At 38.6% G+C, this 22,443-nt stretch carries 21 protein-coding genes and 1 riboswitch; of the genes, 14 read left to right on the top strand and 7 right to left on the bottom strand.

Annotation, left to right across the window (positions count from 1 at the left end; all coding sequences use genetic code 11):
• Positions 1 to 216: 216 nt before the first annotated feature.
• Positions 217 to 2,136, bottom strand: a complete 1,920-nt coding sequence (locus tag ACWATA_RS22520) for a heavy metal translocating P-type ATPase (protein ID WP_049162765.1) — start codon at positions 2,134 to 2,136, stop codon at positions 217 to 219.
• 225 nt (positions 2,137 to 2,361) lie between these two features.
• Entirely contained in the window at positions 2,362 to 2,511 is a 150-nt protein-coding gene (locus ACWATA_RS22515; RefSeq protein WP_013055132.1) for a BH0509 family protein, read from the bottom strand.
• A gap of 208 nt (positions 2,512 to 2,719) precedes the next feature.
• Here ACWATA_RS22515 and ACWATA_RS22510 point away from each other — a divergent pair, with 208 nt between their 5' ends.
• Together ACWATA_RS22510 and ACWATA_RS22505 are read left to right on the top strand one after the other, a co-directional pair.
• On the top strand, positions 2,720 to 3,037 hold the full coding sequence (locus ACWATA_RS22510) for an ArsR/SmtB family transcription factor (RefSeq protein ID WP_034267028.1): 318 nt from the start codon (positions 2,720 to 2,722) through the stop codon (positions 3,035 to 3,037).
• 15 nt (positions 3,038 to 3,052) lie between these two features.
• Positions 3,053 to 3,982 (top strand): cation diffusion facilitator family transporter, encoded by a 930-nt coding sequence (locus ACWATA_RS22505; RefSeq protein ID WP_165635416.1) that lies wholly within the window; start codon positions 3,053 to 3,055, stop codon positions 3,980 to 3,982.
• 14 nt (positions 3,983 to 3,996) lie between these two features.
• On the opposite strand, the gene ACWATA_RS22500 is transcribed toward ACWATA_RS22505, so the two are convergent.
• On the bottom strand, positions 3,997 to 5,181 hold the full coding sequence (locus ACWATA_RS22500) for an MFS transporter (protein WP_098999466.1): 1,185 nt from the start codon (positions 5,179 to 5,181) through the stop codon (positions 3,997 to 3,999).
• Between the two features lie 181 nt (positions 5,182 to 5,362).
• On the opposite strand from ACWATA_RS22500, the gene ACWATA_RS22495 reads away from it, so the two are divergent.
• The 3 genes from ACWATA_RS22495 to ACWATA_RS22485 all read left to right on the top strand — a co-directional run bounded on the left by ACWATA_RS22495 (position 5,363) and on the right by ACWATA_RS22485 (position 6,922).
• The gene (locus tag ACWATA_RS22495) at positions 5,363 to 5,818 is read left to right on the top strand and encodes a DUF3237 domain-containing protein (RefSeq protein ID WP_028412450.1); all 456 of its coding nucleotides are present in this window, start codon (positions 5,363 to 5,365) and stop codon (positions 5,816 to 5,818) included.
• Between the two features lie 25 nt (positions 5,819 to 5,843).
• Positions 5,844 to 6,332, top strand: a complete 489-nt coding sequence (gene padC, locus ACWATA_RS22490; protein ID WP_168761408.1) for a phenolic acid decarboxylase — start codon at positions 5,844 to 5,846, stop codon at positions 6,330 to 6,332.
• A gap of 206 nt (positions 6,333 to 6,538) precedes the next feature.
• Complete coding sequence (locus ACWATA_RS22485; protein ID WP_034263756.1) at positions 6,539 to 6,922, top strand: OsmC family protein; 384 nt, start codon at positions 6,539 to 6,541, stop codon at positions 6,920 to 6,922.
• Positions 6,923 to 6,941: 19 nt separating this feature from the next.
• Here the strand turns inward: ACWATA_RS22485 and ACWATA_RS22480 are convergent, their stop codons facing one another.
• Entirely contained in the window at positions 6,942 to 7,355 is a 414-nt protein-coding gene (locus tag ACWATA_RS22480; RefSeq protein WP_034263743.1) for a pyridoxamine 5'-phosphate oxidase family protein, read from the bottom strand.
• Positions 7,356 to 7,555: 200 nt separating this feature from the next.
• Here ACWATA_RS22480 and cax point away from each other — a divergent pair, with 200 nt between their 5' ends.
• Together cax and ACWATA_RS22470 are read left to right on the top strand one after the other, a co-directional pair.
• Positions 7,556 to 8,611 carry a calcium/proton exchanger gene (gene cax / locus ACWATA_RS22475; protein WP_034263745.1) on the top strand — a complete coding sequence of 352 codons (1,056 nt, stop codon included), beginning with the start codon at positions 7,556 to 7,558 and terminating at the stop codon, positions 8,609 to 8,611.
• Between the two features lie 140 nt (positions 8,612 to 8,751).
• Entirely contained in the window at positions 8,752 to 9,552 is an 801-nt protein-coding gene (locus ACWATA_RS22470; protein ID WP_028412446.1) for a YfkD famly protein, read from the top strand.
• A gap of 36 nt (positions 9,553 to 9,588) precedes the next feature.
• Here ACWATA_RS22470 and yfkAB read toward each other — a convergent pair whose 3' ends face one another.
• The gene (yfkAB, locus tag ACWATA_RS22465) at positions 9,589 to 10,707 is read right to left on the bottom strand and encodes a radical SAM/CxCxxxxC motif protein YfkAB (RefSeq protein WP_034263747.1); all 1,119 of its coding nucleotides are present in this window, start codon (positions 10,705 to 10,707) and stop codon (positions 9,589 to 9,591) included.
• Positions 10,708 to 10,910: 203 nt separating this feature from the next.
• Here yfkAB and ACWATA_RS22460 point away from each other — a divergent pair, with 203 nt between their 5' ends.
• From ACWATA_RS22460 to ACWATA_RS22430, 7 genes are all read left to right on the top strand, one after another.
• Entirely contained in the window at positions 10,911 to 11,096 is a 186-nt protein-coding gene (locus tag ACWATA_RS22460; protein WP_013081532.1) for an SE1561 family protein, read from the top strand.
• A gap of 162 nt (positions 11,097 to 11,258) precedes the next feature.
• Positions 11,259 to 12,800, top strand: coding sequence for a fumarate hydratase (locus ACWATA_RS22455; protein WP_325078056.1), 1,542 nt, complete (start codon positions 11,259 to 11,261; stop codon positions 12,798 to 12,800).
• A gap of 94 nt (positions 12,801 to 12,894) precedes the next feature.
• Complete coding sequence (pdaA, locus tag ACWATA_RS22450) at positions 12,895 to 13,704, top strand: delta-lactam-biosynthetic de-N-acetylase (RefSeq protein ID WP_325078057.1); 810 nt, start codon at positions 12,895 to 12,897, stop codon at positions 13,702 to 13,704.
• A gap of 162 nt (positions 13,705 to 13,866) precedes the next feature.
• On the top strand, positions 13,867 to 15,252 hold the full coding sequence (gene rlmD, locus ACWATA_RS22445) for a 23S rRNA (uracil(1939)-C(5))-methyltransferase RlmD (RefSeq protein WP_154990665.1): 1,386 nt from the start codon (positions 13,867 to 13,869) through the stop codon (positions 15,250 to 15,252).
• 302 nt (positions 15,253 to 15,554) lie between these two features.
• Complete coding sequence (locus ACWATA_RS22440) at positions 15,555 to 16,904, top strand: FAD-binding oxidoreductase (RefSeq protein ID WP_473050183.1); 1,350 nt, start codon at positions 15,555 to 15,557, stop codon at positions 16,902 to 16,904.
• Between the two features lie 199 nt (positions 16,905 to 17,103).
• Positions 17,104 to 17,184: riboswitch (glycine riboswitch) on the top strand.
• 159 nt (positions 17,185 to 17,343) lie between these two features.
• A complete protein-coding gene (locus ACWATA_RS22435) occupies positions 17,344 to 18,687 on the top strand; it encodes an amino acid permease (protein WP_028412440.1) in 1,344 nt (447 codons plus the stop codon).
• Between the two features lie 279 nt (positions 18,688 to 18,966).
• Positions 18,967 to 21,108, top strand: a complete 2,142-nt coding sequence (locus tag ACWATA_RS22430) for a PAS domain-containing sensor histidine kinase (RefSeq protein ID WP_049162785.1) — start codon at positions 18,967 to 18,969, stop codon at positions 21,106 to 21,108.
• Positions 21,109 to 21,531: 423 nt separating this feature from the next.
• On the opposite strand, the gene ACWATA_RS22425 is transcribed toward ACWATA_RS22430, so the two are convergent.
• Both ACWATA_RS22425 and ACWATA_RS22420 read right to left on the bottom strand, forming a co-directional pair.
• Positions 21,532 to 21,648, bottom strand: a complete 117-nt coding sequence (locus ACWATA_RS22425) for a YfhE family protein (protein ID WP_013055148.1) — start codon at positions 21,646 to 21,648, stop codon at positions 21,532 to 21,534.
• 101 nt (positions 21,649 to 21,749) lie between these two features.
• A complete protein-coding gene (locus ACWATA_RS22420; protein ID WP_013055149.1) occupies positions 21,750 to 22,310 on the bottom strand; it encodes a GNAT family N-acetyltransferase in 561 nt (186 codons plus the stop codon).
• Between the last annotated feature and the right edge of the window lie 133 nt (positions 22,311 to 22,443).

The raw sequence follows: 22,443 nt of genomic DNA, 5'->3' as shown, positions 1-22,443 counted from the left end.
TGAAATCATTCGCAAGATATGAGCATACTAACAAAGTGAAAGGGAGGTTTTACATCATGACAAAGCATACAAAAAAAGACGGAAGCAATACAAAGCAAAATAAAAAGAGCCAGCCAAAGCATAAAACAAGCAACAGCCAAAATGGACAAAACGGTTACCATTAAGGCATCGATTTCCATAATAAAAAGCCTAACAAATACGTTAGGCTTTTTTTCGTTAAGATTTTAGCAAGCGAAGGCCATTTAAGATAACTAAAATGGTGCTGCCTTCGTGACCAATAACACCAAATGGCATATCAAGCACTTGGAAAAAATTCGAACAAATTAATAAAAAGATGACGGCAATAGAAAAAATAACGTTTTGCTTCACAATTGAGTTCATTCGTCTGGAAAGAGCTACTGCATCCGAAATTTTTGATAAATCATTTTTCATTAAAACAATATCTGCCGTTTCAAGTGCCACATCCGTTCCTTCTCCCATAGCTACTCCAACGTTAGCAGTAGCCAGAGCAGGTGCATCGTTAATCCCATCTCCCACCATTGAAACGGTAGGGAATTTTTCTTTTAACGCTTTAATTTTATCTACTTTCGCTTCAGGCAAGCATTCTGCAATGTATTCATCGACGGCACATTCTTTTGAAATGGCCTCGGCTGTTTTTTCGCTGTCTCCTGTAATCATGACGGTATGAATACCCTGCTCTTTCAGAGATTTAACAGCTTCTACAGCTTCTGTTCGTACAACGTCTTTTAGCGCAAGCAATCCCACAATACCATGCTGGTCTTTTGCGTACACAATCGTTTTTCCTTCACTGGCAAGCGTAGATGAAATACCATTTTCAAATTCAGCTGCTTCTTCTTTACCTACAAAATCTGCTTTTCCTATCTTCCACGTATCTCCTTGAAGAGACCCAATCACACCGTATCCGGGAACGTCTTCAAGTGAATCTGGCTGAACGAGCGTCAATTCCTGCTTGTTTTTCACAAAGTCAACAATGGATTGAGCAAGCGGATGATTAGACTGACGTTCAATTGATGCTATTTTAATAAGAAATTCCTGTTCGTTTATATCAGAACGTACAATAACATTTGTCACTTCTGGCTTTCCTTTTGTTAACGTGCCTGTTTTGTCAAAAGCAATTGCGCTTAAATGGCTTAACCTTTCCAAATGCACGCCGCCTTTGAACAAAATTCCTTTTTTTGCTCCGTTTGAAATAGCAGACAGCGAAGCAGGGGTGATAGATGCAACTAGGGCGCAAGGAGACGCTACAACTAAGAGAATCATTGCTCGGTAAAATGTCTCAGTCCAGCTCCATCCAAGCACATAGTGGGGGAGAAACAGCATAACTGCCACAACCGATAGAACAATTTTTACGTATGTGCCTTCAAATCGTTCGATAAACAATTGAGAAGGAGACTTTTCACTTTGAGCCGTTTGAACAAGTTGAATGATCTTTTGAAACAGCGTCTCAGCACTTGGCTTTGTCATTTTAATGGTAATGGCGCCTTTCACATTCACCGTGCCCGCGAATACTTCATCTTCGAGCTGTTTTAGTACAGGGACAGATTCACCCGTAATAGCCGCCTGATCAATCGTTGTTTGACCTGAGACAACAATACCATCGGACGGCACTCGTTCACCCGGCTTAACTAACAGCAAGTCTCCGATTTGTAAATCTGAAATGGAGACAATTTCTTCTTGGTCTCCAATCAGCCGCGTTGCTTCTTGCGGCTGCAAATTCATTAAGGCGCTAATTTCTCGGTTGCTTTTATTCATGGTGTACGTTTCTAATGCACCGCTTAGTGCAAAAATGAAAATAAGCATAGCACCTTCTGTCCAGTAGCCAATTACAGCCGCTCCAATGGCCGCAATAATCATTAGCATTTCGACGTTTAATTCTTTATTTTCAATCGTTTCTTCAATGCCTTCTTTTGCTTTAGCAAATCCACCTATCACATAAGCTAATACAAAGAGCGTAATAGATACAGCTGTATCCTGCTGTTTTGAAATCAGCCAGCCGGCTAAAATAAGCACTCCGCTCAACAGTGCAGCAATGAGTTCACCATGTGTTTTTAATACGTTGACAGCAGAAGATGTTTGCGGCGTTTGTTCTTGTTTTTTAGGTAACGCATTTTCCATACAAATCCTCCTTGAACGATAATTGAGAAAAATAATCACAATCATTACCCCTAAAAAAGCACGAAAGCTGCCATCTCAGCGATAGCAGCACACTTTTTCCATTTATTATCTTTTGAATTGGGATATTTAGTATAGTATAGCACGGAACAAGCAAGTAGGTAACAACTAATGCTTAAAAAATAAAAACAGAATGCAGCTGGACGTCTGCATTCTGTAAAAAACGTACTACATATCTAAATGCTCTTCATAATATTTATAAGCGGAAGTGTAAATGTGCTCGATATCGGCATCCGTCATGTACATTAAGGTTTCACGGTCAATCCCCTTCATTGTTTCAATAAATGTAATCATGTTTTTACGTTCTTGTCTGCTCATTTATTATTCTCCTCTCCATCTGTTTTAATACAGTTTATTATATTTAATTGTATTATATAACAGAAAAAGTATTTTGTGTGGATTTTTTTTTAAAATAGGCAAAAAAATTTTGAAAGACGTAAATAATTGACTATAGAGAAAAAGGTATTTTATAATTTATATATGAACATATGCTCATATACTTGCATATAATGAACGGAGAGATGTTATGAAAAAAGATGAACATTCGTTTTTATCACCTCAAACAGTAGAAGAAGCATCAAGAATACTAAAAGCTATTTCAGATCCTACGAGAATGAAGATTCTCTATTTGCTATTTCAAGAAGAGTGTTCAGTCGGTCATATGGTTGAAGTGCTTGGTGTTTCACAATCAGCTATTTCACATCAGTTAACTCACTTGCGTCATTTACGTTTAGTAAAATATCGCCGTGAAGGGAATACGTATTTCTATACGTACGATGATGAACACGTGGTTGGAATACTGCATCAAGTGATTCAGCACGTAGAATGCGCACATAACGATTAGAAGGAGGGGCTTTGCATGAGTCATGATCATCACCACCATCATCATCATGGTCATCATCACCATTTTGATACACAGCGTGAAGGCAACAAAAAAGGTCTGTTAATTGCACTAATTATCACCGCGGGTATTATGGTTCTTGAGTTTGTCGGAGGGCTTTTTACAAATAGTTTAGCGCTATTATCCGATAGCGGACACATGCTGTCTGATACAAGCTCACTTGCTCTTAGCCTCGTAGCCATATGGTTTGCTAACCGAGCTGCGTCGGCTAAAAAAACGTACGGTTATTATCGTTTTGAAATATTAGCGGCTCTTTTTAACGGAGTGGCACTGTTTGTAATAGCAGGGTTTATCATTTATGAAGCCTATCAGCGCGTACTGGAGCCGCAGTCTGTAGCAAGCGGCAGCATGATGCTGATTGCTGCTGTTGGTTTAATCGCTAATTTAATCAGCGCATGGTCACTTATGAGACAAGGCGATGTAAAAGGAAATGTAAATTTGCGCAGCGCTTACTTACACGTATTGGGAGATGCTTTAGGGTCTATTGGAGCTATTGTAGCGGGACTTCTTATGATGCTGTTTGGATGGTATATTGCTGATCCGATTATTTCTGTAGTTGTGTCTGTATTAATTTTAAAAAGCGCTTGGGGCGTGCTTGCTCATAGCGTTCATATTTTGATGGAAGGCTCTCCTGAAGGAGTGGATCACAGTGAAATAAAAAACCTTCTTGAAAACATTGAAGGAGTCAAAGATGTGCATGATTTACACATCTGGACGATTACTTCAGGACTGGACTCATTGAGCTGTCATATGCGCGTAGAAGATGAAAAAGATTGTCAGCAGATTTTGCAAAAAGCCATTGATTTAGTACACGATCACTGTGGTATTGAGCATACGACGATACAAATTGAAAAATCAGCTCTTCAGCACCGGACGCTAAAAGTTTAAAAACAAGCGAGAACTTATAAGTTCTCGCTTGTTTTTTGCTGCATAGGCATTTTTTGTCCGAATACAAAAAGAAGGATAAAAATAAAGCCAAGCATCCCGCTAATAATATTAAAAAAGCTGACATGATGAAAGAACTGAATAAAAGTACCGCCTATGTAAGGACCGGCAAGGCTTCCGATACTAAAAGCAATGCCGCATAGTAAATTACCTGTAGGAAGCAGACGAGTAGGAATCAAATCCGTCATATAGCTGATTCCTAAACTAAACGTAGAACCTACAACCATGCCTGCTATAAATAAACACGCTACTAATGGAATAGCGGTGTCTTCCAAGAGACTTGCTGTAAAAAAAGTCACGGCTCCAATTGATAAAATCCATCCTAATACCAATTTCCGTCCGAATTTATCGCTCAGTATGCCAAGAGGAAGCTGAAACACAATAGCTCCAACTGCAAAGGAAGTCAGCAGCAGTGAAATAAACTCTACTTGCAATCCAATTCGTAAACCGTATACAGGAAAGCTGCCGTTCAGTGATGACTCTAAAAAACCATATCCAAAAGGCGGTAAAAAAGCAATCCAAGCATATTTAGCCGCTTTAGAAAATCGCTTAGCCGTTTCTTTTAATGAATTAACCTCAACTCCCTGAAGGGGAAATTCATTTTTTATCAAAAATAAAAATACCCACGTTAGAAGACATAGAGCAGAAGAAATCATAAAAGGCAGCGCTTGATTAATTTCAATTAACGGCGTCATTAAAGGACCAACAGCAAAACCAATACCAAAAAAGAGCCCATACAGTGAAATGTTTCTACCTCTTTTATCAGCAGGGGAAGACGATGTAATCCACGTTTGAGTTCCAAAGTGCAGCGCGTGATCTCCTATTCCAATAAATAAACGGAGCACAAACCAAAATACAACAGATTTCCACAGGGGAAACAAAGCTAAAGATACAATAACTAAAAGTCCTCCTGCTGCGATAATTGGCTTGTATCCGTATCTGCGAAGCGGCGCTTCCATGAAAGGAGAAATAAATAAGATGCCCAGGTACAATCCAGTTGCGTTTAATCCGTTTATAGTAGAGGAAAGACCATCTTTCTCAAAAATAATAGCAATTAAAGGCAGCAGCATGCCTTGGCTGAATCCAGAAATGGCGACAAGGCTAACTAAAATCCAGAAACGTTGTTGATGAGTAGCACCCATAGCATTTAACCTCTTTTTATCTATATTTTGTCAATCCAACTGTTTAATCGTACAAGGAAAACGCTTTATTGACAAGGATATAAACAGGCCGTGCTGTCCATTTGACATCTTTATGTAAGGGGAGTAGAATAAAACGTGTAAATATTTACATGTTTTTATTTGCAATTAAGAGGTGATTGCTATGATAGAACCAGGGCTGAAGAAAATAGCAACATTCACAATTAATGTTGGTACACCCGTCGTTATTGGTCATACAGGATTAGGAAAAAAACAGTTTATTCCCATTAAGTCAGGTACTGCAGACGGGGAAATAAAAGGCTTAATTCTTCCAAGTGGAGCGGATTCTCAAATTATTCGTTGGGATGGCCGCGTCGATTTATCTGCACGATATGTCATTCAAACAGAAGATGATGAACTTATTTATATTGAAAACAATGGAATACGTCAGGTTAGTGAAGAGTTTAGAGAACAGGCTGCTGAAGGTGAAATTATACCTCCAGAGCACGTTTACTTTCGTACGATTCCTGTCTTTGAAACTGGAAGTGCAAAGTATAAGTGGTTACAGGACCGCATGTTTATAGGCGCTGCTGTAAGAAACCCAGAAAGCGTTGTGCTAGACATATACGAAGTTTTATAAATCAAATCAAAGGAGAGGTATAGACATGGAAAAATTTATTGGAAATCATATGATTTACACATACGAAAACGGATGGGAATATGAAATCTATATTAAAAACGAAAATACAATCGATTATCGTATTCATAGCGGAATGGTGGCAGGACGATGGGTTCGTGACCAAAAAGTAGATATTGTGAAATTAACAGAAGGTGTATATAAAGTATCTTGGACTGAACCAACGGGGACAGATGTATCTTTGAACTTTATGCCTAATGAAAAACGCATGCACGGAATTATTTTCTTCCCAAAATGGGTACATGAACATCCTGAAATTACCGTGTGCTATCAAAATGATTATCTTGATTTAATGCATGAATCCCGTGAAAAATACGAAACATATCCGAAATACGTGGTTCCCGAATTTGCTGACATTACATTCATCAAAAATGTCGGAGTAAACAATGAGGAAGTTATCGCTCAAGCGCCTTACGAAGGAATGACGGATGATATTCGCGCTGGAAAATTAATTTAATACGGAGTCATACAAAAGGCTAGGACAAAAGTATATTAGTTGAAGGAAGATCCGAACGAAGTTGATTCTTGATCAAGAATCAACTTCGTTCGGATTTTTTTATTGTGATGGTGCCCGGAAATAAACCGCGGTGTAACAAGTGATCTATAGTGAGAGTAGTTGGTTATATAAAAAACGGTTTATAATGAAGGAAAGGAGTGAAGAAAATGGAATTTAACATGAAAAAAGAGGCGGGGTTTACGACAGATTTTCCTTATGGAGAGCTACATATCGCCGGAGATGAAGAGCATGGCTTTCGTCCGTATCAGCTAATGACATCATCCATTGCCGTGTGCAGCGGAGGCGTGTTAAGAAAGATTCTAGAGAAAAAAAGAATCGCTTTTTCCGATTTACGCATCCAAGCTGATGTAACGCGCAATGATGAAAAAGCGGGGCGAATCGAAAAAATTCATTTGCACTATATCATCACGGGAAAAGACCTGCCATTAGACAAAATTGAAAAATCGATTGAGCTAGCCCGAAAAAATTGTTCAATGCTACAGTCGGTTATTGACAGTATAGAAGTGACAGAAACCTTCGAAATAAAATAAAAGTGGACATCGTCCACTTTTATATTTCTTTTGGTTTGCTTCCGGCTTTATCAAAATAGCGCATGCGTTCAGGAGTCAGCTGAAGAAGCAAAAAATTTGGGTCATCTGGACTTTTAATCCACTCTTTTAACTTTTCATTCCAAAATTTCTTTTTTAACTCTTCGTTTGTTTCTACATTTACTTTGGCTTCTACCTCTACATACGGATCACTCCAACCTTGCCCATCATAGCCTAACAAAATATGAACGTAAGGGTTTTTTTCTAGTTCTTCGACTTTGTGGGTATCTTTATTGGTGGCGGTGTAAAGCACAAGATCTTCATGAAAAAACATCATAAAGCGTGAATAAGGTTTTCCATCTTGAATCGTAGCTAACGTTCCGATTGTATAGTCATCCAGTACCGATAAAATTTGATTTTTTACATCATTACTCATTTTTTCACTCCTCATTCTATCTCATTATCCTTGGTAGTTTGGCTGATTTTTAAATATCTTAATCAAAAATCAATTAGAGGTTTATCATTTATAAAAATAGGTTAAAAATACTAACATTGACGGTGAGTCTATACAAATTCCATTAATTTGATATGATTGATTTTGTTGTCAAAAAATGAATAAGGTAGGTGTACATATCGATGATCAATCGGATTTTTCTGATAGCGGTTATTCTTGGGGTGCCGCTATCTGTTATTGGGCACATGATGCACTGGTCAGATGTTCTTATGTTTATTATTTACTGTTTAACAATCATTGCCCTCGCAGCTTTTATGGGAAGAGCTACAGAGAGCTTAGCTGTTGTAGCTGGTCCTCGAATAGGCGGTCTATTGAATGCTACCTTTGGTAACGCTGTAGAATTAATCATTTCGATTTTTGCTTTAAAAGAAGGCCTTACAGCCGTGGTGCTTGCATCGTTAACCGGTTCTGTATTAGGAAATCTCCTTCTTGTAGGCGGTCTTTCATTCTTTATCGGGGGACTTAAATTTAAGCGTCAAGAATTTAATGTCTATGATGCAAGACATAATTCTGGATTATTGATCTTTGCCGTTATCGTTGCGTTTGTTATTCCTGAAGTGTTTGCTAGCGAAATGGACGAAGCGAAGACCATGTCTCTAAGTGTCGGAATTTCCATTATTCTCATCATCTTATACTTAGCGGCGTTATTCTTTAAGCTGGTCACGCATCGAGGCGTGTATCAGCATAAAAGTGAAGAAGTGGAAGAACATGAGGAGCCAGAGTGGTCAATGTGGAAAGCGATTGCGGTTCTCTTTTTGTCTACGTTAGCGGTGGCTTATGTATCCGAAAGCTTGGTAAGTACAATCGAAATTGTCTCGGAAAGCTTTGGCTGGAGTGAGCTGTTTATCGGGGTCATCATTGTAGCGATTGTTGGGAACGCGGCAGAGCATGCTTCCGCTATTATTATGGCCGTTAAAAATCGCATGGGTGTAGCTGTTGAAATTGCTGTTGGATCAACTTTACAAGTAGCGATGTTTGTAGCACCAATATTAGTACTTGTTTCGCTAATGTTCGAAAGCCAAATGTCTCTTGTTTTTACTTGGCCTGAGTTGATTGCGATGGTAACAGCCGTATTTTTAACGATTGCGATTTCTAATGACGGAGATACAAACTGGTTTGAAGGCGCAACTCTTTTAGGTGCTTATATTATTATGGGAATTGGTTTTTATCTCATTTAAAAAAGAAACGTTCACTTTATGTGGACGTTTCTTTTTTGTGAGTGAATAGAAGAATTTCCCTTTTGGTATTCAGGATAAAACAGGGGATGTTTGAAAAAACTATGGTTGCATTCATTAACGATGTTGAAAGGAGTTTCTAGATGTTACGTAAATTGCTTTTATTTGTGTTTACCATCATTATTTCGTTTTCATGTTCAACGAAGATCGCCATTGCAAAAACAGCTCAGCCTACCATCAACGTGCCTTCTTCAGCTTTAAATATTTCAAAAGAAAATACGTATCCAAATGCTAGTCAAGACACGCCTTATTTGCAGCCGAGTGAGTTCACAAAAGAGCTCATTGAAACGTCAAATGTAAAAATTGAAAACCCTGATTTAATTCGTATATTAAATGAATCAAACATTTCTAAAACTCCATGGGCAATTGGATTCAGAGCAACCATTTTTTTAGGACAGTGGCCGTTAAATTATGAATCAACAGAAACAAACGTTAACTGGCAGCACCAGCGAATCAATACGAATCATTATGATAACAGAGCAGGAAAAACTCAGTACAAAATGATGTACAGTCAGGAAAATCAAAGCCATGTAAAAGGCGGATTAACGGCAAAAGTGCCTCAGCCTGATCATGTTAAACAAATGATGCTAATTGAAGCAGCTAAAAAAACAAAGCTCACTTTATCATTTCAAACGTTTGTAGGTGCCGGAACGAAAAAAGACCAGGTGTATAACGTAGCTCCTAAAAAAGTAGGTTATCTCTATGCGTACACGCCTGCTGTAAGTGAAAAGGGAAAAGTAACGTATGGGGAAGTATATGTAACGGTAAAAGGCAGCAAGCGTTCAATTGTGGTGAGAAATGTAACGTCTCAAGGAATTGGAGCATGGATTCCAGTACAAGATTATGTCTCCTTAAGTTTCGGGGCTTACGATCAGCCGAGATAACAAAAAAAGAGATTCCAGTGGTGGAATCTCTTTTTGTTATTTTGTAATGTTCGCTTGGAGTTTGCTAAAATCAGTATCTTGATAATAGCTGTTTTTTACCAAAATATTAGGTCCCAAACAAGAGACCGCTGAACAATGGCAGCTAAGTTCTTTAGAAATTGTGCTTTGCTGCCACGTATCAAAAGCGTCTGTAAGCTTTGTATCTTGAATGTTGCCAAGAGGAGGCGTATCACCAAAATCAGTTACGATAATATCTCCGTCGAAAATATTTACATTTAGGCGAGAACGTCCGTCAGGATCGTTTCGAACGGTTACATTTTTACTGCTATACAAGCGCTGTAAAAGCGTTAAGTCTTCCTCGTTATTACTGCATGCATAAAACGGCAGCGTGCCGAATAGCATCCACACATTTTCATCTCGAATATCAAGAAGGTGATGAATCGCTTGACGCATTTCAGGAAGAGATAATGTCTCTAAGGTGCTGGCAAAGTCACTTGGATACATAGGGTGTACTTCGTGACGCTGACAAAGCATTTCATCCACAATTTGACGATGAATTTTTTCCATATGAGGAAGCGTACGTTTATTTAACATCGTTTCAGCTGATACCGTTACACCTGCTTTTACAAGCGCGCGGCTGTTTTCAATCATACGATCGAAATATTTGGCGCGCTGCTCATAAGTAGGCTTTCGCTCCATCATTGCAAAGCCAGCTTCCACAAAATCGTCCATCGTTCCCCAGTTGTGAGAAATATGTAAAACATCTAAATAAGGAATGATTTGTTCGTAACGAGCAAGATCTAATGTTAAATTTGAATTAATCTGTGTACGGACACCTCGTTCGTGTGCATACTTTAATAAAGGCACCACATAATTTTTCACAGAAGATAGAGACATCATAGGCTCTCCGCCCGTGATGCTTAACGCTCGAAGTGTTGGAATTTCATCGAGACGTTTTAAAATTAAATCAAGAGGCAGTGCGTTTGGGTCTTTTGGCTGCAGCGTATATCCAACTGCGCAGTGCTCACATCGCATATTACAAAGCGTCGTTGTTGTAAATTCAACGTTTGTGAGCGTCGGTTTGCCATATTGTTTCATATCTAAATACGCTTCCCACGGATCGAACTCCGGGGTAATTCGTTGTAAAGTGGCCATAAAAAAACTCCTTTTATTTTTCCGTAAAGTGAAATGATGATGAAAACATCTCACGGTCCGTCCTGCTAGACTAAATTATACGTCCCATTCAAAACGGACACCAGTGACTATTATGGATTTTATTGCTTTTAGTTGTCAAATATGAAAGTATTCGTTAGGATATAAGGAAATAAGAATGAAAAGCTACATCAGGAGGGTTTAAAATGGGAAACGCCGTTCGAGATAAAGATTCACAAGTACGTTATTTAAAAGATCGTTTAAATATGTTTGTACACGTATTAGACTCTATGGAGCCTGAAAACACAGATCTAGAAGATATTGACCGTTTGATTACAATGATTGATGACTTAGAAGCAAAATGTGAGCAGTTTAAAAAAGATAAAGAATGAAGAAGAAAAAAGCGCTAGAAAAACTAGCGCTTTTTTGCTTGAAGTGGAAATCCTCCTATAAAGGTCTTTCGAAACAATTTTTGAAGGAGTATAATAAATTTTGAAAGTTGTACGACAGATAGATAAATACATACATTAGCGGGATATGGGAGGAATTAAGTGATGATTGAAGCTTTAAAACAAAGCATGTACGATTTAATTGTTGAAACATCTACAAAATTGCCAAAAGACGTTCGACGTGCTATCGCAAAGGCAAAAGCGCGTGAAAATGCAGGAACGCGTGCAGCAATGTCTTTAGCGACCATTACCAATAATATTAAGATGGCGGATGATAATTTATCGCCAATTTGTCAAGATACAGGTATGCCAACATTTAAAATTAAAACCCCTGTAGGAGTGAATCAGCTTCAAATTAAAGAAGCGATTTATTGGGCAATTGAAGAAGCAACAAAGCACGGAAAGCTTCGCCCTAATTCTGTAGATTCGTTAACGGGAGAAAACAGCGGTAATAATTTAGGCGGAGGCACGCCGGTTATTAAGTTTGAACAGTGGGAAAATGACTATATTGATGCGCGTCTTATTTTAAAAGGCGGCGGCTGTGAAAATAAAAACATTCAGTATAGCCTGCCTTGTGAAGTAGAAGGGTTAGGCCGAGCTGGCCGTGATTTAGACGGTATTCGTAAATGTGTGATGCACTCAGTATACCAAGCGCAAGGCCAAGGCTGTAGCGCCGGCGTCATTGGTGTTGGAATCGGTGGCGACCGTACAACAGGCTATGAATTAGCAAAAGAGCAGCTGTTCCGAAACTTAGATGACGAAAATCCAAACGCTCAGCTGAAAGAATTAGAAGAGTATGTAATGGAAAATGCTAATAAGCTAGGAATCGGTACAATGGGCTTTGGCGGAGAAACGACATTACTTGGCTGTAAAGTCGGCGTAATCAATCGTATTCCTGCTAGCTTCTATGTGTCAGTTGCGTATAACTGCTGGGCTTACCGTCGCTTAGGTATTAAAATCAACGCTGATACAGGAAGCGTTCAAGAGTGGCTGTATCAAGAAGGCGAAGAAGTAGATTTTAATAAAAATGCAGGTGCAGAAGAGAAACAAAATGCGGATGAAACAAAAGAAGTTGTATTACAAGCACCTATTACAGAAGAGCAAATTCGTGAATTAAAAGTTGGTGACGTAGTGCGCATCAACGGTATGATCTACACAGGACGCGACGCTATTCATAAACATTTAACAGACCACGATGCGCCAATTGATTTAAATGGACAAATCATTTATCACTGTGGCCCGGTTATGTTAAAAGATGAAGATGGAAAATGGCACGTAACCGCTGCAGGACCAACAACAAGTATCCGTGAAGAACCTTACCAAGGAGATATTATGAAGAAATTTGGTATCCGCGCGGTTATCGGTAAAGGCGGTATGGGTCCTAAAACGCTTGCTGCTCTTCAAGAGCACGGGGGCGTATACTTAAATGCTATCGGAGGAGCTGCGCAGTACTATGCTGATTGTATCAAGAGCGTAGAAGGCGTTGATTTGATGCAGTTCGGTATTCCTGAAGCAATGTGGCATCTAAAAGTAGAAGGCTTTACAGCTGTAGTGACGATGGATTCACACGGAAACAGCTTGCATGCAGATGTAGACAAGTCTTCATTTGAAAAGCTTGAGCAATTTAAAGAACCGGTATTTAAATAAACATACGTCGGGAACGTATGGTAAAAAGTAACGTTCATGAACGAGAAAATTGAGTGGATACTAAGCGTAAAATGACTTCCGAAAGGAGCTTCTTATGCGCCGGTTCACCTTTTTTCTCGTTTTTTTATTCGTGATGTCAACAGGCATAGCATCTGTTGAAGCACAAATGTATCGAAACACTCCGATCAGCTGGGGATTTCAAAAAAGTAAAAATCACAAGCCTGCATCCGCAGGTACAGCTTATGAACACATTCTTGCTAAGTATGATGCGTTTTACCTCGGCGATACAACTAAAAAAAATATTTATTTAACGTTTGATAACGGTTATGAAAATGGCTATACACCGCAGGTATTAGACGTGCTCAAAAAAAGAAAGGTTCCTGCGACGTTTTTTGTAACAGGACACTATTTAAAAGAAGAGCCTAAGCTAATTAAGCGAATGGTAAAAGAAGGGCATATTGTCGGCAATCATTCATGGCATCACCCTGACTTAACTCAAGTGGATGATGCACGTTTTAAAGAAGAGCTGCAAAAAGTAAAAGATGAATACAAGAATATTACCGGTCGTGATGAAATGAAGTATCTCCGCTCACCTAGAGGTGTATTTAGCGAACGAACGCTAGCTCTTTCAAAGCAAGAAGGCTATACGAACGTATTTTGGTCACTAGCATTCGTTGACTGGAAAGTGAATGAACAAAAAGGCTGGCGCTACTCATACGACAATATGATGACTCAAATACATCCAGGTGCGATCATGCTTCTGCATACCGTTTCAAAGGATAACGCAGATGCGTTAGATCAAGCGATTGTGGATTTAAAAAAGCAGGGCTATACGTTTAAAAGCATTGATGATTTAATGAACGAACGCAAACAAATGAAGAAAAGTCCTTCTAAAACGAAATAAAGATAAAAACCGACGGGAATATTTCTTCTGTCGGTTTTTTGCTGTTGAAGTGTTATAATATGCGTTGATGTCTTTTTTAAAGCGATACGGTCCAATAAGTTTTAAGCAGCTAAAGACCGTTAATAACTATATAAAGAATTTAAACTAATCGGAGTTGGTCTCATGAATAAACCCAAAACTGAAATGAAAGTTCAAAAAGGACAAACGTTTCCGTTGACGATAAAAAGACTCGGTATTAATGGAGAAGGCGTAGGCTATTTTAAGCGCCAAGTCGTCTTTGTACCGGGAGCATTACCGAATGAAGAAGTGGTTGTAGAAGCAACAAATGTTCAGCATAAGTTTGCCGAAGGGAAAATCAAGCGAATTCGCAAAAAATCTCCTCATCGCGTAGAAGCACCCTGTCCGATTTACGACCAGTGCGGAGGCTGCCAGCTTCAGCACTTATCTTATGAAGGTCAGCTAGAATCCAAGCGGGATATTGTTCTGCAAGCGTTCGAACGTCACAGTTCATTAAAAAAAGTAGAGGAAAAAACTCGCCAAACGATTGGTATGGAAGATCCGTGGCGCTACCGTAATAAATCTCAGTTTCAAGTCGGCGTGGACAAACAAAAAGTCATTGCTGGTTTGTATGGACTGAATTCTCACCGCTTGATTGATATTGAAAACTGTCCCATTCAGCATAAAGCTACAAATCACGTGACAAAAGAAATAAAACGAATTTTACAAGACCTTCAAATTCCTATCTACAATGAGCGTAAACGCCGTGGAATTGTGCGTACCATTGTATCTCGAGTAGGGTTTGAAACGGGTGAAGTTCAAATTGTCTTGATTACGGCTAAAAAAGAAATTCCGAAAAAAGAGCTGCTGATGAAAGAAATTCAGCGCCGCCTACCGGAAGTGAAATCACTCGTACAAAACGTAAACGGTCAAAAAACATCGCTTATTTTTGGAGACGAAACGTTTACACTTGCTGGAAAGTCGGTGATTCAAGAAACGTTAGGTGATATCTCATTCGAACTTTCAGCGCGTGCATTTTTCCAACTGAATCCTCTCCAAACGGTGAAGCTATATGAAGAAGTAAAAAAAGCAGCTGCGCTAACAGGCAGTGAAAAAATCGTAGATGCTTACTGCGGAGTAGGGACAATTGGCTTATGGCTTGCTAAAGATGCCAAAGAAATTCGCGGAATGGACACGATTGAAGAATCCATTGTAGACGCGCGAAAAAATGCCAAAGATCATGGATTTGAGCATGCCACGTACGTAACAGGTCCGGCTGAAAAATGGATGCCGCAGTGGGTAAAAGAAGGCTGGAAGCCAGACGTTATCGTCGTTGACCCGCCGCGAACAGGCTGTGATGACAAGCTTCTAAAAACAATTTTACAAGTAAAGCCAAAGAAAGTGGTTTACGTATCTTGTAATCCATCCACATTAGCCAAAGATGTGCAGCAGCTGTCGAAGGCTTATAACGTTGATTACATTCAGCCTGTTGATATGTTCCCTCATACAGCGCACGTGGAGAATGTGGTGAGTTTGACGTTAAAGAAATAAATAGATGAAGAGTAAAGGGCAGATTTGGTTCTGCTCTTTTTTTATTTGAATTGGACTCTTGTTGGAAGAAAAAATATTCTAATATATCTAATTTGAATTATTGGAAAGTTAGGTTTTAGAAAGCATTGGAGCACCGAAAAGAAGTTTTATTAGTACTTATATTTCAGTAAATGAACTGAAATTTCATTTTTTATAGAGATGATAAACGCCAATCTAGTCTTGAAAACCCACACCCTCAACCACTCCAAGAATACTATAGTAATAAAACTGATAAAAAGTATATACAGAGGGGCAGAGGTCAAATGGACTCAATGTTTTTGAAAGGGCTTACGGGTAAAGTGGTAACGCCGAAAGACCCCATTTATGAGGAAGCTCGTCAGGAGTGGAATCGTGCTATTGATAAATTTCCGCTTGTGATTGTGTACTGTGAAAAAAAGCAGGATGTTGTAAATGCAATTCAATGGGCGCGCAAGCATCGTGTAGACATTCGCATTCGATCTGGCGGTCATCATTATGAAGGGTATTCTACGGGTGACTGTGTATTAGTCATTGATATCAGTCGGTTAAACGGGTTGAAATTGGATAGGAAACGGAACATCTTAAAGATGGAGGGAGGAGCAAAGAATACGGAAGTGTATGATTTTATCGGTTCGAACGGATATGTGTTTCCAGGAGGAACGTGTCCGACTGTTGGGGTGTCTGGCTTTACGCTCGGAGGAGGCTGGGGGCTTTCGAGCAGACTTTACGGATTAGGCTGTGACAGCTTGATAGAGCTAGAGTTGGTCAATTATGAAGGAAAGATTATTAAAGCAAACCAATCGTGTAACGCGGATCTTTTTTGGGCATGCCGAGGTTCTGGTGGCGGTAATTTTGGCGTTGTGGCAAGCATGACGTTTCAGCTTCCAAAACCGACGAACAGCTCTGTGACGCTTGTTCGCTTCTTTTATGTAGGTACTACAAGAGAAAAACAGGTACAAGTGATGAATATATGGCAAAGCTGGCTGCCTGAATTGGAAAAACGTATGACGCTAGTTGCCAGTTTTTATAATGCAGAAGGAGAAGGATTGGGCATATTTGCGAACGGCTTCTTTTACGGATCTCCAGAAAGAGCTCGAAAGATCTTGCAGCCTTTTGCAGAGGTGGAGGGGTTCCGAGTCGAGCTAGAGTCATTATCTTTTCTTGAAGCGGTACAAAAGATAGAAGCAACCTATCCTCCGTCTGAAAAATTTAAGTCAACGGGAAGATTTGTGCAAAGAAGTTATTCAGTTGGCGAGCTTGAAAATCTTGCAGATCTCATACAGCGTCCAGCAGAAGGTTCCGTTTACGCCGCGATTTCTTTTTATGCACTAGGAGGAGAAATTCGCAGTGTTGGTAACAGAGAAACGGCCTTCTTTTACAGAAACGCTAGATATATCCTGGGCTTTCAATCTGTATGGACAGACGATGCGTTTGCACGAGCAAACAGAGAGTGGCTGTATAAGCGATTTCAATATATTAAACGTATTACGAAAGGCTCCTATGTGAATTTCCCTATCAGCAACCTTAGAAACTACGAGTATGAGTATTTTGGAGACAACGCAGAGAGATTAGAAAGAGTAAATAAAAAGTACGATCCATTTAACGTATTTAGGTTTCCGCAGGGACTCAGGTAGCATGTAGAAAAGGATACTAAGTTGACGATTGAACCTGTTTCATTACCTTCTTTCGAAGAAGGTAAATAAATGAAAGTCATCTTTCTTGTTGACAAAGCATCCAACTGGTATTAGAATAAACAACTATTCGACAGTCATTATCTTAATCGAAAAATTTAATACGTAGAAAGCTATGATTGCTATGGATCACACTATAGCAGGAGCAGCTTCTGGAGAGATCGCGATAGTTTCGCGACGCCGAAGGGTTCACAATCTCAGGCAAAAGGACAGAAGAGTACCGGATATTTATTTGGTATGTTACTAATTGGTAGCATGTACCATAATATTTGTTATTCTTATGACCATGAGATTGGAGCGCATCCAATCTCTTTTTTTATTGGACTTTATTTTGTAGTCCGCACGATCGCATCAAAGGTTTTATTGTTAGGAGGAGTTAGAGTTGGAACAACGAGAATTAAAGAGGGATTTATCCAATCGTCATGTTCAGCTAATCGCGATTGGAGGAACCATTGGGACGGGATTATTTTTAGGTTCTGGTAAAGCCATACAGCTTGCAGGTCCCTCTATCATCTTTGCTTATTTAATTGTGGGTATTGCGCTTTTCTTTGTGATGAGAGCGCTAGGAGAACTACTGCTGTCTAAAGCAGGTTATCAATCGTTAACAGATATTGCTGAAGAGTATCTTGGACCATGGGCTTCATTTGTCACAGGGTGGACGTACTGGTTTTGCTGGATCATGACAGCTATGGCTGATGTGATTGCCGTTGGCGTATATGTGAAATATTGGTTCAATATTCCTCAGTGGATTCCTGCACTTATTTGTGTAATCATTTTATTAGGACTTAACTTATTAACCGTAAAATTATTTGGAGAATTAGAGTTTTGGTTTGCTTTAATAAAGGTTATTACGATTCTTGCGTTAATTGTTATTGGCGTTATTTTACTGGTAATCGGATTTAAAACAGATGCAGGATCCGTTACGGTTCAAAATCTTTGGAATCATGGAGGACTGTTTCCAAACGGTGTTTCAGGTTTCTTACTTTCATTCCAAATGGTTATTTTCGCATACGTCGGGGTTGAATTGGTAGGGGTATCGGCAGCGGAAACATCAAATCCCCAAAAAAATATTCCATCGGCCATTAATAAAATTCCGCTGCGAATCTTATTTTTCTATGTTGGAGCGCTTATCGTCCTTTTATTTATTAACCCGTGGATGGAATTGAATGCAGCAGAAAGCCCATTTGTTAAAACCTTTAGTTTAGTCGGAATTCCGCTTGCTGCTGGAATTATTAATTTTGTTGTATTAACTTCAGCCGCTTCTGCTTGTAATAGCGGAATGTTTTCAACAAGCCGTATCTTATATAACTTAAGTAAAAATGACCAAGGGCCATCTACGTTTGCAAAACTGAACAAAAACCACGTACCAAGCAACGGATTGTTTGTATCTACGCTGGTTATCTCGGCGGGAGCTTTGTTAAGCAAACTGATACCAGATCAAGCTTTTGGCATCGTAACAACCATCAGCGCTATTTGTTTCATTTGGGTGTGGAGTATCATTTTGATTTGCCATCTAAGATATAAAAAAACGCGTCCACAGCTGCATGCAGCATCAACATTCAAAGCACCGTTAACACCATTTATAAACTATGTTGTGCTAGCGTTGTTTGCAGTGATTCTTATTATTATGCTGTTTTCTGATGCGACGCGCCCAGCCTTATTGTTGACACCCGTTTGGTTTATTCTCTTATTTGGTTTTTACGGGGCTAGAAGGAAGAAGAAATAGTAAATGGGTGACCTCATCATTTCGTGATGGGGTCTTTTTATTGGAAGATAAATAATTGATTTCTACTGTATGAAGAAAATGCAGTAAGCAAAGTTTATATAAGAACCCTAAAAAAGTTTTAGCAGAAAATACAGTGAAAAAGCTCATAGTTTTCTGATAGTAATGTAGAACCAAATGCTTTTCTTCTATGTCTAAAGGTGGAATTCTATCATTTACATGGAAAAGTTTTCATTTTGCAGTACAATGGAGGTAGACTTCATTGAATTAAGGTGAACAAACATGAAATGGTTTAAATCTCATACGTTTTGGAAAATCTTCACGATTAATGTGCTTCTTATTTGTACCGTACTGACGCTAATGTTTATAGTTTCAAGAGTGATGCTGCCTAATATTTCTCAAGATCAATATCGACAGGTAACTGATAAAACCGTCAAGAGAATGAAAGAGCAAATTAACATCGTTATTAAAGATATTTGGAGCTTGGGCGACGAGGTACAGCAAGATCCTATTTTTTTATCAGATGATGAACAAGAGATAGACAAAGAACTGCAGAAAATAGTTAATATTTCACCGTATATCGATAGCGGAACCATTTTTAATACAAAAGGGTATGTGGAGCATTATTACCCAGATGATTTAAAGAGTATGAAGCACGTGAACTTAAGTAAAAGAAAATATTTTCAAGAAGCGCTGCGAACTAAAAAAATATATTTAAGCGATGTCGTTTCAGCAGACACAAAGCATTACATTGTGGTGATGGCAATTCCTATTTTGGATGAGCAGCAAAATGTAAAAAAAGTTATAAATTTAGCGCTGCGCATTGAAGAAAATAAAAGCTTTCAATCCATTTTTCAAACGTTCGATATAGGAGAGAACGGCTATACGTTTATTGTAGACCGCAATGGTAGAATTATTTCACACCCTGAGAAACAGAGAATCGGTGAAAATGCCAGGGAAAATGAAATCGTTCAGGAAACGATGAATCATAAATCAGGATATCAGCGCGTTGTGAACACCGAAGGTAAGTACTTCTTTGCGTCATTTGAATATATTCCTGTTTTGGATTGGGGAATTGTCGCTGAATTACCCGTTGAAGAAATTTACAGGCCTTATGAAACGTTTGAAAAAACGCTTTGGACCGTTTCAGGTATTACAATTTTACTGCTTTCTTTTTTTACTGCGTTATATGCAAGGCAAATTGTGAATCCTATTCGTAAACTATATGAATTGGCGGGACAAGTAGCGCGCGGGAATTTTAATCAAAAAATTCCGGAACGAGAAATTGAGCGGGGGGAAATCGGTACTTTATCTAAACAGTTTAATGAAATGATTAGCTATATACGCCATTCTAAAGCAAATTTACAGCAAAAAGAAAATCAGCTGCAGGAACAAAAAACGTTTTTAAGACAAGTCATTGACATTAATCCAAGCTATATTTATGCCATTAATCAAAAAAGGGAGTTCATTCTTGTTAATGAATCTTTTGCGATGCTGCTAGGTGAAAAATCTGATGACTTGATTGGACAACCAATTGATAAATATCAATTCAACCTTCAATCAGATCTTTTATATAAAGGGACGTTTTCAAACTGTACGCAAAACGGGATGGTATTAGAAGAACAGTTTAAAGATTCGAAAGGAAACCGGCGCTGGGTCGAAACAGCAAAACTTCCTATTATGAATGAAAAACAGGAAGTGATTCAAATGCTGTGCGTATCGACAGATATTACGGAGCGTAAAAAAGCAGAAGAGAAGCTTAGAACTTCTGAGAAGCTTGCCGTTGTAGGAGAACTTGCAGCTGGAGTTGCTCACGAGATCAAAAATCCTTTGACTTCTTTAAAAGGTTTTGTTCACTTATTAAAAGAACAAAATCCCAAAGATGCTTTGTATATAGATATCATGGAAACTGAATTAGAACGAATGAATGGAATCGTAGAAGAATTTTTGATGTTAGGAAAACCTCAGGTTATGAATGTTGAACCCTTGAATATGCAAGCGCTTGTTCAAGAAGTGTGCTCGCTTCTTGAACCTGAAGCAGTAGAAAAAAAGGTAGCTTTCATATTTGAAAGGGATGAGCAATTACCGCAGGTATATGGAGATAAAAATCAGTTAAAACAAGTATTTATTAATATTATTAAAAACTCTATCGAAGCAATGCCTGAAGGAGGGGGTATTCATATTACGATTAAAGCAAAAGAAAACCACCTTTGGCTGCAGCTTGCTGATGAAGGGCAAGGTATTCCTCCTGAACGGTTAGCGAAGATAGGTGAGCCTTTTTATAGTACAAAAGAAAAAGGTACAGGTTTAGGGCTGATGGTCAGCTATCGGATTATTAAAGCTCATCATGCGCAGATGACATTTTCTAGTCAGTTAAATCAAGGAACAAGTGTGGATATATTGTTTCCAATCATAAAAAAGTAGGGGAAGTTCCCCTACTTTTTATTATTATACTTATAATATATCAAAAGCTTTCATGTTACTAAAACAAACGAAAGTGCTAAAGAAGATATCCACAGGTTAACAAGAAGTTAACTGCTGAATTGTATAGGATATTCACAACTTTATCCACATTATTCACATTTTTTCAGAAAATTTACATAAAAATTACCCACTGTCATTTCAAGTTATGAAAGCGGTAATATACATATCTGATAAAGTTATGCACATTATCCACATAATTGTGGGTAAACTTTGTGGATATAGTAAAGTATTAAAAAATCGTAAATCATACGCATGAAATCTTCGCGTTATTATCTTTACATAATATAAAACGTCCTTCCGATACACAGTGTACAGAAAGGACGTTGGGATGATCAAGCGTTGGATAGAGATGTTTTGCCTCACTTATTTTTTCGTGTAGCCGCCTGCACGGTCTGCTTTTTTAAACTCGCGGCCGTAATAGATTTCTTGAGCGCTACTTAACGTATTTTTTGCGTTTTCTTTTCGTTTTTTTTCAGACATAAAAAAACCTCCAATTAACGTTTTTCGATCATGCTACTTATTTTTTCCAGAATCTCTCGTTTTTAATCATAAAAAAAGCTCTCCGTGTAACGGAGAGACTCTTACGCTTCTTTAAGCTGGTGATCTTCTTGAACGTCTTGTTCGTGACGCAGGTAGTATAATGTATACAAGTCTTTTGGAATTTCGTATAAATCATATACGTCTTCATGTTGATTAATTTCATCGTATAAAGCTTTGTGTGTTTCATTCGCAAGTACTGCATAAGGCAGTTTTTCGGCAGCCTTAATAGACCTGATGTTGATTTTGCGGATTCGCATAAAAATTCGCTCTATATTTAACTCAAAGAACAGTTCATTAAAGAACGCTTCTTTTGCAATTTGATTATATCCTTTTCCGTGAAACGGTTTGCCAAGCCAAGTGCCTAAAAAACCAGCTTGATCCTGTACATCAAATAAATTAATGGTGCCGATAGGGTTACCCCATTCATCTAAAATCGTGCGAGAAATAATTTCTCCATGATCTTCTGCTTCCATCGTTTGTTTAGTCACAAATAAAAATTCTTCATAGGAATGGGCTTTATGACGAACAAAAGGGAAGACATCAGGATGTACCATGAGTTCGTATAGAGATTGACAGTCATTTAGGTCACGTTTTTTTAACATAACTTTTCCCTCCTGATCGAGGGTATATACAGACTCCAATCAAGTCCCCACCCTCGAAATTTTTTAATAATTAAAAAAATTTCGGGGTGGGAATCGAACCCACTAGAACCAGTTACCTGGTGGCGCACCATTT

This window comes from Priestia sp. USM5 (assembly GCF_058323215.1).
Note: the sequence above shows the minus strand (reverse complement) of the source record. Positions and strands in the feature narration are given on the sequence as shown.

Coding starts and splice junctions, on each gene's coding strand:
- ACWATA_RS22470 (WP_028412446.1), top strand. CDS start 8,752: ATGTTACGTAAATTGCTTTTATTTGTGTTTACCATCATTATTTCGTTT.
- ACWATA_RS22420 (WP_013055149.1), bottom strand. CDS start 22,310: ATGTTAAAAAAACGTGACCTAAATGACTGTCAATCTCTATACGAACTC.
- ACWATA_RS22520 (WP_049162765.1), bottom strand. CDS start 2,136: ATGGAAAATGCGTTACCTAAAAAACAAGAACAAACGCCGCAAACATCT.
- padC (WP_168761408.1), top strand. CDS start 5,844: ATGGAAAAATTTATTGGAAATCATATGATTTACACATACGAAAACGGA.
- cax (WP_034263745.1), top strand. CDS start 7,556: ATGATCAATCGGATTTTTCTGATAGCGGTTATTCTTGGGGTGCCGCTA.
- yfkAB (WP_034263747.1), bottom strand. CDS start 10,707: ATGGCCACTTTACAACGAATTACCCCGGAGTTCGATCCGTGGGAAGCG.
- pdaA (WP_325078057.1), top strand. CDS start 12,895: ATGCGCCGGTTCACCTTTTTTCTCGTTTTTTTATTCGTGATGTCAACA.
- ACWATA_RS22505 (WP_165635416.1), top strand. CDS start 3,053: ATGAGTCATGATCATCACCACCATCATCATCATGGTCATCATCACCAT.
- ACWATA_RS22500 (WP_098999466.1), bottom strand. CDS start 5,181: ATGGGTGCTACTCATCAACAACGTTTCTGGATTTTAGTTAGCCTTGTC.
- ACWATA_RS22485 (WP_034263756.1), top strand. CDS start 6,539: ATGGAATTTAACATGAAAAAAGAGGCGGGGTTTACGACAGATTTTCCT.
- ACWATA_RS22455 (WP_325078056.1), top strand. CDS start 11,259: ATGATTGAAGCTTTAAAACAAAGCATGTACGATTTAATTGTTGAAACA.
- ACWATA_RS22495 (WP_028412450.1), top strand. CDS start 5,363: ATGATAGAACCAGGGCTGAAGAAAATAGCAACATTCACAATTAATGTT.
- ACWATA_RS22460 (WP_013081532.1), top strand. CDS start 10,911: ATGGGAAACGCCGTTCGAGATAAAGATTCACAAGTACGTTATTTAAAA.
- ACWATA_RS22425 (WP_013055148.1), bottom strand. CDS start 21,648: ATGTCTGAAAAAAAACGAAAAGAAAACGCAAAAAATACGTTAAGTAGC.
- ACWATA_RS22515 (WP_013055132.1), bottom strand. CDS start 2,511: ATGAGCAGACAAGAACGTAAAAACATGATTACATTTATTGAAACAATG.
- ACWATA_RS22510 (WP_034267028.1), top strand. CDS start 2,720: ATGAAAAAAGATGAACATTCGTTTTTATCACCTCAAACAGTAGAAGAA.
- ACWATA_RS22430 (WP_049162785.1), top strand. CDS start 18,967: ATGAAATGGTTTAAATCTCATACGTTTTGGAAAATCTTCACGATTAAT.
- ACWATA_RS22440 (WP_473050183.1), top strand. CDS start 15,555: ATGGACTCAATGTTTTTGAAAGGGCTTACGGGTAAAGTGGTAACGCCG.
- ACWATA_RS22480 (WP_034263743.1), bottom strand. CDS start 7,355: ATGAGTAATGATGTAAAAAATCAAATTTTATCGGTACTGGATGACTAT.
- rlmD (WP_154990665.1), top strand. CDS start 13,867: ATGAATAAACCCAAAACTGAAATGAAAGTTCAAAAAGGACAAACGTTT.